Source organism: Paenibacillus litoralis (genome assembly GCF_046244365.1).
In the GTDB taxonomy this organism is placed as follows: domain Bacteria; phylum Bacillota; class Bacilli; order Paenibacillales; family NBRC-103111; genus Paenibacillus_V.
This window is the reverse complement of record NZ_CP176395.1, coordinates 5,271,281-5,283,982: the sequence shown is the minus strand read 5'-3', so window position 1 is coordinate 5,283,982 and position 12,702 is coordinate 5,271,281. Positions and strand designations below refer to the sequence as shown.

The following is a 12,702-nucleotide window of genomic DNA, read 5'->3' as shown; positions in this document are numbered from 1 at the left end:
GCAGACTGGAAATACTGGTAATGAGGTGAGCATACGATGACAACCATGAAAGAAGTTCCTTACTTTTGTCCCAACTGCCGCTCTAACCGGGTAAAATTCAGCGTCGTTACGACGTACTCGCAGCGTTTTATGAAAAATGCGGCAGACGGGTCCATCACCGAATCGTTCGAAATGGCAGAGGTTCCCGAGGAGGAACCGAACATTCAATGCATGGTTTGCCAGTTCGTCGGCAATGAAATGAGATTTATCAAACAGGCGGAGCGCGAGCCGCGGATTATGACGCCTACGAATCCCGCCTATACGTGAAACGATTATCCATAGCGAAGCAAGTATCCGAGCAGGCGCATTTTCGCAATCGAAAGTGTGCCGTTTTTTTTTGAAATCTTTAGAAAGATTAGTTCCGCTGAATGATCGATTTCTCGGCAAACGTCTGGCGCCAAAAGCACGCCGGAAGGCATTTTTCCTTGGCGAAACATGTCGATTCAACCTTAGTGGGCGGAGCTCAAAACGTTATCCCGTGAACGTTATTAGGATGCCGGGCGACCTTGGGGGTACGTCAAACTTTGAAGCTGCGAAAGGCTGTTCGAGCGCAGCGGACACCGATTATTCAACGTTGGATTCGCTTTCATTTTCACATCGCAAATATCATTATGAAAAAAGATGATAAAGTGATACAATAGGTGAGGTTGTCGAGTGGTGCGGAAAACTTGCCGAAAAAAGTTCGTCGCTTCAATACCGTTTCTTAACATTTGCGAGCCCTTTTTTATTCCGGGGACAAGGTGTTTTGCAGCGGTATTCGGGCGGTTCATGAGCTTGTTTTTTTGCGGTTTTTCGGCGTCGTCGTCGTGTTGCAAAGAAAAGAATGAAGTCGACAGGAGGAAGTAAACAATGAACATCCATGAGTATCAAGGGAAAGAAGTCCTGCGACAGTATGGAGTATCCGTTCCTCAAGGAAAAGTGGCTTTTACCGTTGAGGAAGCTGTGGAAGCGGCCCAATCGCTCGGAACTCCAGTCGTCGTTGTGAAGGCGCAAATCCATGCGGGCGGGCGCGGTAAGGCCGGCGGCGTGAAAGTAGCCAAAAATTTGGACGAAGTGCGTACCTACGCGAAAGAAATTCTTGGCAAGGTGCTGGTCACGCATCAGACCGGACCGGAAGGTAAAGAAGTCAAACGCCTGCTTATCGAGCAAGGCTGCGATATTAAGAAAGAATATTATATCGGTCTGGTTGTAGACCGCGGCACGGGAAGCGTCGTCATGATGGGTTCGGAAGAGGGCGGAACGGAGATCGAGGAAGTCGCTGCTCATTCCCCTGAGAAAATTTTCAAGGAAGTTATCGATCCTGCGATCGGACTGCAAGGTTTCCAAGCGCGCAGACTCGCTTTCAACATCAATATTCCTAAAGAACTCGTCAATAAAGCTGCGAAATTCATGACAGCTCTATATACGGCTTTCGTCGATAAAGATTGCTCGATCGCCGAAATCAATCCGCTTGTCGTTACCGGCGACGGCGACGTAATGGCGCTGGATGCGAAGCTGAACTTCGACTCCAACGCTCTGTTCCGCCATAAAGATATCGTTGCGCTGCGCGACCTTGAAGAAGAAGACGCGAAGGAAATCGAAGCGTCCAAATTCGACCTCAGCTACATCGCGCTAGACGGCAACATCGGCTGTATGGTTAACGGTGCGGGACTGGCCATGGCTACTATGGACATTATCAAGCACTACGGCGGCGAGCCTGCCAACTTCCTTGACGTAGGGGGCGGCGCGACGGAAGAGAAGGTTACCGAGGCGTTCAAAATCATTCTTTCCGACGAGAAAGTAAAAGGTATTTTCGTCAACATCTTCGGCGGCATTATGCGCTGCGACGTTATTGCCAACGGCGTAATCGGCGCCGCGAAGCAAGTCGGCCTGGATCGTCCGCTTGTCGTACGTCTGGAAGGCACGAACGTAGAGATCGGAAAGAAAATTTTGAATGAATCCGGTTTGAACATCATTGCGGCCGATTCGATGGCGGACGGCGCGCAAAAAATCGTCGCGCAAGTGAAATAAGGCTCTCGCGGCCACCAAGAAAAGGAGTGAATGTAGCGATGAGTATTTTGATCGATAAACATACAAAAGTCATTACGCAAGGGATCACCGGCGCAACCGGATTGTTCCATACGAAGGGCGGACTTGACTACGGCACGCAAATGGTCGGCGGCGTAACGCCGGGCAAGGGCGGAACCGAAGTGAAAATCATGCTGGAGAACGAGACCACGGTTAAGCTTCCGATCTTTAATACCGTTAAAGAAGCGAAAGAAGCGACCGGCGCGACCGTTTCCGTTATTTACGTACCGGCTCCATTCGCAGCCGATTCCATCATCGAAGCGGTAGAAGCCGATCTGGACCTCGTTATTTGTATCACGGAAGGAATTCCGGTTCTGGATATGGTTAAAGTTAAACGGTATCTGGAAGGCAAACGCACGCGTCTGATCGGACCGAACTGTCCGGGCGTTATTACGCCGGGTCAAATCAAGATCGGCATCATGCCGGGCTACATTCACGAGCCGGGCCACGTCGGAGTCGTTTCCCGCAGCGGAACTTTGACGTACGAAGCGGTTCATCAGCTGACGACGCGCGGCATCGGCCAATCGTCCGCAGTAGGTATCGGCGGCGATCCGGTGAAGGGCTCGGAATTCATCGACATCCTCAGACTGTTCAATGAAGATCCGGACACGTATGCCGTCATCATGATCGGTGAAATCGGCGGAACGGCCGAGGAAGAAGCGGCAGAATGGATCAAAGCGAACATGACGAAGCCGGTTGTCGGCTTTATCGGCGGCAAAACCGCTCCGGAGGGTAAGCGCATGGGTCATGCGGGCGCCATCATTTCGGGCGGCAAAGGAACGGCTACCGAGAAAATCGCAACCATGGAAGCTTGCGGCATCAAAGTTGCGCCGACGCCTTCCGAAATGGGGTCTACGCTTGTCAGCGTGCTCCAAGAAAAAGGACTGCTTGACAAATGCACCACAAAGAAGTAAGCTGACTCTCGCAATCGATTAACTGAAAAGTTGTGAACGAGAAGGTAAGCAACCTTCCATTTTCCGCCGTTAGGCGGGAGGTGGAAGGTTTTTTTGTTAGAGTCTCAGAAAGTTATCCTCCGCTGATTGTTCGACTTCTCGGTAAACGCGCCGTCAAAAGACGGCGAAGCCGTTTTTCCTTGGGGTTCGGTTTGGCGGCTTTCAGGGTGCCCCTATGCTTCGTGTCTTTTGCTTTTACTTTTGGGGATCGTCGTAGGGGCATTACTTAGCGCAAACTGTGAAGCTTCGGGTCGCTTTGCGTTACGGATCTTTCGGGGCTCCCCGCAAAGTACTCGGAGTAAGCTTCGAAGCTTCGCGTCACTTTGTGGGGAATAGCTTTGCGGGTTAACTTTTGCATTAGAGGAAAGGAGTGCTATATACTAATGGATAAACGTTCTCTGCTGTTTGGTTTGCACGAGCTGCCCGGAGTCGGATGGAAAACGATTTTACAGCTGTTCGGGCTGCTGGAGGAGCCGTCGCATGTTCTGGAGGAGGACAGCGAGGGCTTGCAGCGCTACGGACTGATGAAGCAGCGCGCGGAATTGATCGCGACCAAGCTTTCGCCTTCTTTTATTGAAGAGCGGAAAGCCCGGTACGAGAAAGCGGGCATCCGCATCGTCACCATCTTCGACAACGAGTACCCCCAGCTGCTTCGCGAAACGGCTCAGCCGCCTTGGGTGCTGTATACGATTGGAGAAGTGCGTTTGCTGACCGAGGTTTCGGTCGCTATGGTAGGGACGCGGACTCCGACCGTATATGGCAAAAGGGTAGCGGACACGCTTTCCGAAGAGCTTTCGGCAGAGGGGCTGTGCATCGTCAGCGGGTTAGCCCGCGGTATTGACAGCGCCGCCCACCGGGGTGCGATGAAGGGGAAAGGAAGCACGATCGCCGTACTGGGCTGCGGCATCGACATCGTCTATCCGCCGGAGAATGCGAATTTGTATCGGGAAATCGCCGAGCGGGGATTGATCGTCGCGGAGCAGCCCGCGGGAACGGCGGCTAAGCCCGGACTGTTTCCTCTGCGCAACCGGATCATAGCCGGCATTGCAAGAGGAACGATCGTCGTGGAGGCGGCGGAGCGAAGCGGCTCGCTCATTACGGCGGACCAGGCGCTGGAATGCTCGCGTGACGTTTTTGCCGTTCCCGGTCCGATCACGTCTCCGAAAAGCCAAGGCGCCCTGTCTCTAATTAAGCAGGGAGCCAAGGTGGTAACGGGCGCAGCGGACGTTGTCGAAGAATACGCTTTTTTGTTGAAAGACACAATAAGCCATGTTCCAAGCCGCCAGCTGCATGAGAATCGCACCGCGGCGCTGACGGAGGAGGAACGCCGCGTTTACGAGCTGCTATCGCCGCTGCCCACCTCCTTTGATCAGATCATGGAGCACACACAAACAAATTTTGGACATTTGCATGCAATTCTGTTATCTTTACAAATGAGAAAAATGATCGAGCAGCTTCCCGGACCTGCTTATGTCATAACCTAATCGCAATTTTTATTTTTGAAGGGGGGAAGGCACACGATGGCAGATTCGTTAGTCATTGTGGAATCACCCGCAAAAGCGAAAACGATCGGTAAATATTTAGGCAGTAAATTTATCGTGAAAGCTTCTATGGGGCATATACGCGATCTTCCCAAAAGCCAAATCGGCGTCGAGATCGAAGACAACTTTGAACCGAAATATATAACGATCCGCGGCAAGGGCTCCGTACTGAAAGAGCTTAAGGATGCCAGGAAAAAAGTGAAAACCGTCTATCTGGCGGCTGACCCCGACCGCGAAGGGGAAGCGATTGCATGGCATTTGGCTCATTATTTGGAGATTGACGAAGCCGAGCCTTGCCGCGTCGTCTTCAACGAGATCACGAAGCAGGCGGTCAAGGATGCTTTTAAAACGCCGCGTCCGATTAATATCGATCTTGTGAATGCGCAGCAAGCCAGAAGGATTCTTGACCGGCTTGTCGGTTATAAGATCAGTCCGCTTTTATGGAAGAAAGTGAAGAAGGGGCTTTCGGCCGGCCGCGTGCAATCGGTCGCCGTCAAGCTGATCAACGATCGCGAGAACGAGATTAAGGATTTCGTGCCGGAGGAATACTGGACGATTACCGCTCTTTTAAAAACGGGCAGCGCCACGTTCGAAGCCAAGTTTTACGGTATCGACGGCGAGAAGCGCGAGCTTTCGAGCGAATCGGACGTTCAGCAAATTTTGCAGGCTATAGCGGGCGCATCCTTCGTTGTCAACGAGGTGAAGGAGAAGGAGCGGCAACGCAACCCTTCCGCCCCGTTCATCACGAGTACGCTGCAGCAGGAAGCGGCAAGAAAGCTCAATTTCCGCGCCTCCAAGACGATGTCCGTCGCCCAGCAGCTGTACGAAGGGATCGACCTCGGCAAGGAAGGTACGGTCGGTCTGATCACGTATATGCGTACGGACTCGACGCGGATCTCGCCTGTCGCTCAGGAAGAAGCGAAAGAGTTTATAACCGAAAGGTACGGCGCAAATTATGTGCCGGAGGCGCCGCGAAACTACTCCAAAAAAGCGGCCAACGCACAGGATGCGCATGAAGCGATCCGTCCGAGCTCCGTACTGCGGGATCCCGATTCGGTCAAGGAGTTTTTGAGCCGCGATCAGCTTCGTTTGTATAAGCTTGTTTGGGAACGTTTTGTCGCGAGCCAGATGGCTTCGGCCGTGCTGGACACGATGAGCGTCGATCTGAAAGCCAATCAAACGATTTTCCGCGCCGCCGGTTCGAAGGTGAAGTTTCCGGGCTTTATGAAAGTATACGTAGAAGGAAACGATGACGGCGTAACGGAGGAGGACAAATTCCTTCCGCCGCTGCAAGCGGGCGACAATGTGCAAACGGAGAACATCGATCCGAAGCAGCATTTTACGCAGCCGCCGCCTCGTTACACGGAAGCGCGTCTCGTTAGGGCGCTCGAGGAGATGGGCATCGGCCGGCCGAGTACGTACGCCCCTACGCTGGAAACCGTTCAGAAGCGGGGTTACGTGGCGCTCGAGGAGAAGAAGTTCATTCCGACGGAGCTGGGTGAGCTTGTCATACAGTTAATGGAAGAGTTTTTTCCGGAAATCCTGGATGTCGAGTTCACGGCGCATATGGAAGAAGAGCTTGACCATGTCGAGGACGGCAAAGAGGACTGGGTGAAGGTGCTCGATCAATTTTATACTTCCTTCAAAAAGCGTCTTGACGTAGCCGAAGAGGAAATGAAAGAAATCGAAATCCAGGATGAAGTGTCCGACGAGATTTGCGAAAAATGCGGTAAACACCTCGTTTACAAAATGGGACGTTTCGGCAAGTTTCTCGCCTGCTCGGGATTCCCGGATTGCCGGAATACGAAGCCTATCGTCAAAGATATCGGCGTGACGTGTCCGAAATGCGGAGAAGGCAAAATCATCGAGCGCCGCAGCAAGAAAGGTAGAGTCTTCTTCGGATGCGATAAGTACCCGGGATGTGAGTTCGTCTCCTGGGACCGTCCTGTCGAGAAGAAATGCCCGAATTGCGGAGGCATGCTCATAGTCAAAAACTCCAAGAGCGGTACGCACATCCAGTGCGTGCAATGCGACTTTAAAGAGGAAGAATCGGCCGATTAAATCGGATTGGTTTTGCGAAACTAAGTACCCGGCGGTTCGTATGACGATACGAATGCCAGGGGCTTAGTTTTCGCTCGTTTGAGGATCAAAACGGCTTTCTTGCTATTTCTGCCAATCGGTTGCGGCCGGAAACGGGAATAGCAACGAACTAAGGATAGGGGATGGAAAGACGAATGGCACAGTTTCAGAGCGTTACCGTAATCGGAGCCGGCTTGGCCGGCAGCGAAGCGGCATGGCAAATAGCGAAGCAAGGCGTACCCGTTACGTTATATGAAATGCGTCCGGTCCGTAAAACGCCGGCTCACATTACGGATAAATTTGCCGAACTCGTATGCAGCAATTCGCTGCGCGCGAACGGACTTGCAAATGCGGTCGGCGTATTGAAGGAAGAAATGAGACTTTTGGATTCGCTTATTTTATCGAGTGCCGACAAGCATGCGGTGCCTGCAGGCGGAGCGCTGGCCGTCGACCGCGACGGGTTTTCCGGGATGGTGACTTCCTCCCTGCGTGAGCATCCGCTTATCGAGGTGCGCAACGAAGAGCTTACGGCTTTGCCCGAGGGCATTGTGGTGGTCGCTTCCGGTCCTCTGACATCGCCTGAGCTTTCCGAGCATTTAAAGCAGCTGATGGGCGAGGAATATTTGTATTTTTACGATGCGGCTGCGCCGATCGTCGAAAAAGACTCGATCGATATGAATAAAGTATATTTGGCGTCGCGTTACGATAAAGGCGAAGCGGCTTACTTGAACTGTCCGATGATGGAAGAGGAGTTTAACGCGTTTCACGATGCGCTCGTTACGGCGGAAGTCGCCCCGGTCAAAGAATTCGAGAAGGAAATCTACTTCGAGGGCTGCATGCCGATCGAGGTAATGGCCGCCCGCGGGAAGCAAACGGCTCTGTACGGTCCTATGAAGCCGGTAGGACTGATCAATCCCCACACGGGTAAGCTTCCGTATGCTGTCGTGCAGCTGAGGCAGGATAACGCCGCTGGGACCCTCTTCAATCTTGTCGGCTTCCAAACCCATTTGAAATGGGGGGAGCAGAAGCGGGTGTTTTCGCTCATCCCGGGTTTGGAAAATGCGGAATTCGTTCGGTACGGCGTCATGCACCGGAATACGTTTATCAATTCTCCGAAATGGCTGCGCCCGACCTATCAATTCAAAGACCGTGACAATCTATTCTTCGCCGGTCAAATGACGGGCGTAGAGGGCTATGTGGAGTCGGCTGCGGCGGGGCTCATAGCAGGACTTAATGCAGGCCGGTTGGCAAAAGGCGAGCCGGGACTCGTTTTCCCAAGCGAGACGGTGATCGGCAGCATGGCGGCGTATATCACGTCGGCGGATCCGAAGCATTTCCAGCCGATGAATGCGAATTTTGGGCTTTTGCCTGCGTTGGAGGAGAAAATCCGCAACAAAAAGCTGAAAAACGAGAAGCTTGCAGAACGAGCAATTCAAACAATTCAGAATTTTTCACACAATTTAACGGCAGTTCGCTTGTAAGGAGAACCGTCCGTATGGTACCATTATTGCGTGTTTAAACATCTTACCTACCCATTTATTTACAAACGGTTTTTGCCGATTCGTTTTGAAGCAGCAGCAGAGAGCTACGTCTCGCTGCTGTTTCCCGCGTAAATGCACGTTCGCTGTTACGGGTACGAAGGAGGGAAACAAAAGATGAGTCAATTTCATGCGACGACGATTTTTGCCATCCGCCACAAAGGGAAGGGTGCCATTGCAGGTGACGGACAAGTGACGTTCGGCAACAGCATGGTCATGAAGGGGCATGCCAAGAAGGTGCGTCGTCTGTACCGCGGCAAGGTGATTGCCGGATTCGCCGGCTCCGTTGCGGATGCCATTACGCTTTTCGAGAAATTTGAGGGGAAGCTGGAAGAACACCACGGCAATTTGCAGCGTGCAGCCGTCGAGCTTGCCAAAGATTGGCGTCAGGACCGTGTGCTGCGCAGGCTGGAGGCGATGATGATCGTCATGGATACCAGCGGGCTGCTGCTTATTTCGGGGAACGGGGAAATCATCGAGCCGGACGACGGGATTTTGGCGATCGGGTCGGGCGGAAGCTTCGCGCTCGCCGCAGGCCGCGCGCTGCACCGTTATTCACCGGATATGGAAGCGAAGGAAATTGCCAGAGCCGCTCTGGAGATGGCCGCCGAAATATGCGTATTTACGAACCACAATATTATTGTGGAGGAAATCGAATCCTAGCGGCGACAACCGGATCGTTGGATATTTCGGGAAGGATGTCCTCCGCCGATTGTACGGTTTCTTGGCAAACGCACCGGATTAGAAGGCGCCGTCAGGCGTTTATCCTTAGGAGGGACTGTCATGAAAAATAGTGCGCTGACGCCTAAAGAGGTCGTTTCGGAGCTCGATAAATATATTATCGGACAGAACAAAGCGAAGAAGTCCGTAGCCGTCGCCCTGCGCAACCGGTATCGCCGCAGCTTGCTCGACGAGTCCCTGCGCGACGAGATCGTCCCGAAAAACATTCTGATGATCGGGCCGACAGGCGTTGGTAAAACGGAAATCGCCCGCAGGCTGGCTAAGCTCGTCAATGCGCCGTTCGTCAAAGTGGAGGCGACGAAGTTTACGGAGGTAGGCTATGTCGGACGCGACGTCGAATCGATGGTGCGCGATCTTGTGGAAACGGCCATCCGTATGGTCAAATCCGAAAAAACCGAGAAGCTGAAGGATAAGGCCGAGAAGCTCGCCAACGAGCGGATCGCCATGATCCTGGTACCCGGACCGGCACGTGCGAAGACGCAGCGCAACCCGCTGGAAATGCTGTTCGGCGGTCAAAACCAAGCCTCCCAGAACGAGGAATCCGACAATGATCCCGGAGTTGCCGCACAGCGCACCTCCGTCAAGGAGCGCTTGGCAAAAGGCGAGCTCGACAATGAAATCATCGAGATCGAAGTGGAAGATAACGCGCCGAATATGCTCGACATGCTGGCTGGCCAGGGTAATGAGCAAATGGGCATCAACATGCAGGAGATGTTCGGCAATTTGATGCCGAAGCGCACGAAGAAACGCAAGCTTCCCGTGAAGGAAGCGCGGAAAGTGCTTGTCCAGGAAGAAGCGCAAAAGCTGATGGATATGGATGAGGTCATGCAGGAATCGGTTCGGCGCGCCGAGCAGTCCGGCATCATTTTCATCGACGAGATCGATAAAGTGGCCAGTACTGGACGCGGAAGCGGTCCGGACGTCTCTAGAGAAGGCGTGCAAAGGGACATTTTACCTATTGTAGAGGGGTCTACGGTCATAACGAAATACGGGCCAGTTAAAACGGACTATATTTTGTTTATTGCGGCCGGCGCCTTCCATATTGCGAAGCCATCGGATTTGATACCGGAACTCCAAGGCCGTTTTCCGATTCGGGTCGAGCTGAGCAACTTGACGCATGAGGATTTCGTGCGAATCTTAAAGGAGCCGAAAAACGCGCTCACCAAGCAATATACGGCACTTCTCGAAACGGAAGGCATTCATGTCGATTTCGCGGATTCCGCCATCGAGGAAATGGCTCGCATTGCGGCACAAGTCAATCAGCATACGGAAAACATCGGCGCGCGCAGGCTGCATACGATTCTGGAGAAGCTTCTGGAGGACTTGTCGTTCGAAGCTTCCGACCTGACGCTCGATACTTTCACGATCACGCCGGAATACGTTCGCGAGAAGCTGTCCGATATCGCGCAGAATCGCGATTTGAGCCAATACATTTTATAACCTTGTTCATCGTTACGAATTTGTTCGGGAGGCATTAGTAATGACTTTACTATCGAAGACGAGAAGGCTGAATCGATTGCTGCAACAAGCGGCCGGCAAAACGGTCAGTTTCATGGAAATGGCCGAGGTGCTGCGCGATATCATCGTCGCAAACGTGTTTGTCGTCAGCCGCAAAGGGAAAATACTCGGATTTGCAAGCGTAGGTCCATTTCCGTCCGAGCACATGCACCGTATGGTGACGGAGGAAAGGCGATTTCCGTCCGATGTCAACGCCCTGTTGATGAAAATCGATGAAACCTCGTCCAATGTTGATCATGACAACCATTACGGCACGTTTACCGATCAAATTCATGAACTTTTTGAGCATGGGTTGATTACAATCGTTCCGATTACAGGCGGCGGCGACAGACTGGGTTCGCTTGTTTTGACGAGAACGGAGCAAACGTTCGTCGACGACGATCTTATCTTGGCCGAGTATGGAGCTACGGTCGTCGGGATGGAAATTTTGAGGGAGCGTGCCGAGGAAAGCGAGGAGGAGCTGCGCAGCAAAGCGGTCGTACAGGTTGCGGTGGGTTCCTTATCCTTTAGCGAGCTCGAAGCGGTCGAGCATATTTTCGAGGAGCTGAAGGGGAAAGAGGGGCTGCTTGTCGCCAGCAAAATCGCCGACCGGGTCGGCATTACCCGTTCCGTTATCGTCAATGCGCTGCGCAAGCTCGAAAGCGCCGGCGTCATCGAGACGAGATCCCTCGGCATGAAAGGGACGTACATTAAAATTTTGAACGAACAGCTGGTGCATGGCTTGAACCAGTGATTGCGCAACTCCATATTTGAAGAGTTGGTAAAGGAACCTTTGTAAAGCGCTATCTTCTAAAGATAGGGCTTTTTTCTTATTGTTTTGTTCTGCTAGTTTATGCCATATTTAATACGTTTCGTATCAACATTTTTTGACAAACAGTACGTCATTTCCTTGTCATATTCTTATCACTTTCTTGTCGAATGCAAGAAGGAGTTTGTCGGACTTTTGTTGAATATGTCTAAGATACGGGAAATACATAGGAAAAAAAACCTAATATGCAAAGGTGGGAAAGTGAATGTTTTTGCTCAACCAGCCGAGCTTGAACTTGCTTGAACGCTCGCTTACTGCCTCAAGTTTGCGTCAGCAGGTTATCGCAAACAATGTCGCGAATGTCGACACGCCTTATTACAAGCGTTCGGATGTCAAGTTCGAGGAGATGCTGAATAGCGAGCTGAAGGGGGCTTCGATTGAGGGGTACCGGACGGATCCGCGTCACTTTACGATCGGAAAATCGCCGGGTGTGAATGCCGAAATCATTACAGATCGTAATTCCGTTATGAACAACAACCAGAACAACGTGGATATCGATACGGAAATGTCACTGCTTGCCAAAAATCAGCTTCGTTATAATGTCATGATCCAGCAGGCGAATCACGAGCTCAAACAGTTCAAAACGGCGCTTGACGGGAGGCAATAACGGATGAAATTGACAAACGGATTCGATATCAGCTCATCCGCACTTACGGCGCAACGGTTGCGAATGGACGTCATTTCCTCCAATATCGCCAATGCGGATACGACCCGTACGCAAATGGTCAACGGCAAATGGGTTCCGTACACGCGTAAAGTAGTGACGATGGAACCGCAATCCCAAACGCCATTCGGACAAATGCTTTCATCCGCAATGGGGAAGGCGACCGGAGAAGGGGTGAAGGTAACGAAAATTACGAATGACCAGTCTCCTTTTAAGCGCGTATACAATCCGACTCATCCCGACGCTGACGTTAACGGTTACGTGGATATGCCGAATGTCGACATTTTGAAAGAGATGGTCGATATGATATCCGCCACCCGTTCCTATGAAGCGAACGTCACGGCATTGAACGCATCGAAATCTATGGTCACGAAGGCGCTCGAAATCGGAAGATAACCATTTTACGGATAATTGGAGGGATTATTAATGATTCAAGCAATAAACGGTTTGCAGACTGCAGTCAATGCCGTGCAACCGAAAATAAAAGCTGGCGAAGGCGCCACCGAGATGGCGGGTCAATTCGGCAGCTATCTTAACGATGCCTTGACCAAGCTTTCCAATCAGCAGACTGCTGTGGAAACGCTGAACGAAAAATTTATTACGGGAGAGCTCTCAGACGTTCACTCGTTGACTATCGCCTCCGAGAAAGCCTCGCTTGGGCTGCAATTTACCGTACAAGTGCGCAATAAAGTGATTGAAGCTTATCAAGACGTCATGAGAATGCAAATATAAGAGCTTCCGCGCTTTTAGCCTG

At 51.9% G+C, this 12,702-nt stretch carries 12 protein-coding genes; all 12 read left to right on the top strand.

The window, feature by feature from the left end; all coding sequences use genetic code 11:
- The first annotated feature begins 36 nt into the window (after nucleotides 1–36).
- Nucleotides 37–306: a hypothetical protein gene (locus tag ACKGJP_RS22255; RefSeq protein WP_409340991.1), complete on the top strand. Its 270-nt coding sequence runs from the start codon at nucleotides 37–39 to the stop codon at nucleotides 304–306.
- A gap of 582 nt (nucleotides 307–888) precedes the next feature.
- Nucleotides 889–2,049, top strand: a complete 1,161-nt coding sequence (sucC, locus tag ACKGJP_RS22250; protein ID WP_409340990.1) for an ADP-forming succinate--CoA ligase subunit beta — start codon at nucleotides 889–891, stop codon at nucleotides 2,047–2,049.
- Nucleotides 2,050–2,087: 38 nt separating this feature from the next.
- Complete coding sequence (gene sucD / locus ACKGJP_RS22245) at nucleotides 2,088–3,020, top strand: succinate--CoA ligase subunit alpha (protein ID WP_409340989.1); 933 nt, start codon at nucleotides 2,088–2,090, stop codon at nucleotides 3,018–3,020.
- Nucleotides 3,021–3,442: 422 nt separating this feature from the next.
- Entirely contained in the window at nucleotides 3,443–4,543 is a 1,101-nt protein-coding gene (gene dprA, locus ACKGJP_RS22240; RefSeq protein ID WP_409340988.1) for a DNA-processing protein DprA, read from the top strand.
- Between the two features lie 36 nt (nucleotides 4,544–4,579).
- On the top strand, nucleotides 4,580–6,661 hold the full coding sequence (gene topA / locus ACKGJP_RS22235; protein WP_409340987.1) for a type I DNA topoisomerase: 2,082 nt from the start codon (nucleotides 4,580–4,582) through the stop codon (nucleotides 6,659–6,661).
- A 173-nt stretch (nucleotides 6,662–6,834) separates the two neighbouring features.
- Nucleotides 6,835–8,160 (top strand): FADH(2)-oxidizing methylenetetrahydrofolate--tRNA-(uracil(54)-C(5))-methyltransferase TrmFO, encoded by a 1,326-nt coding sequence (trmFO, locus tag ACKGJP_RS22230; protein ID WP_409340986.1) that lies wholly within the window; start codon nucleotides 6,835–6,837, stop codon nucleotides 8,158–8,160.
- Between the two features lie 174 nt (nucleotides 8,161–8,334).
- Nucleotides 8,335–8,880, top strand: coding sequence for an ATP-dependent protease subunit HslV (hslV, locus tag ACKGJP_RS22225; protein WP_409340985.1), 546 nt, complete (start codon nucleotides 8,335–8,337; stop codon nucleotides 8,878–8,880).
- A 120-nt stretch (nucleotides 8,881–9,000) separates the two neighbouring features.
- The gene (gene hslU, locus ACKGJP_RS22220) at nucleotides 9,001–10,398 is read left to right on the top strand and encodes an ATP-dependent protease ATPase subunit HslU (RefSeq protein WP_409340984.1); all 1,398 of its coding nucleotides are present in this window, start codon (nucleotides 9,001–9,003) and stop codon (nucleotides 10,396–10,398) included.
- Nucleotides 10,399–10,438: 40 nt separating this feature from the next.
- Nucleotides 10,439–11,209: a GTP-sensing pleiotropic transcriptional regulator CodY gene (gene codY / locus ACKGJP_RS22215; RefSeq protein ID WP_409340983.1), complete on the top strand. Its 771-nt coding sequence runs from the start codon at nucleotides 10,439–10,441 to the stop codon at nucleotides 11,207–11,209.
- 280 nt (nucleotides 11,210–11,489) lie between these two features.
- Nucleotides 11,490–11,891: a flagellar basal body rod protein FlgB gene (gene flgB / locus ACKGJP_RS22210; RefSeq protein ID WP_409340982.1), complete on the top strand. Its 402-nt coding sequence runs from the start codon at nucleotides 11,490–11,492 to the stop codon at nucleotides 11,889–11,891.
- A gap of 3 nt (nucleotides 11,892–11,894) precedes the next feature.
- Nucleotides 11,895–12,344 carry a flagellar basal body rod protein FlgC gene (flgC, locus tag ACKGJP_RS22205; RefSeq protein ID WP_409340981.1) on the top strand — a complete coding sequence of 150 codons (450 nt, stop codon included), beginning with the start codon at nucleotides 11,895–11,897 and terminating at the stop codon, nucleotides 12,342–12,344.
- 30 nt (nucleotides 12,345–12,374) lie between these two features.
- Nucleotides 12,375–12,680 (top strand): flagellar hook-basal body complex protein FliE, encoded by a 306-nt coding sequence (gene fliE / locus ACKGJP_RS22200; RefSeq protein WP_409340980.1) that lies wholly within the window; start codon nucleotides 12,375–12,377, stop codon nucleotides 12,678–12,680.
- The last annotated feature ends 22 nt before the right edge of the window (nucleotides 12,681–12,702 follow it).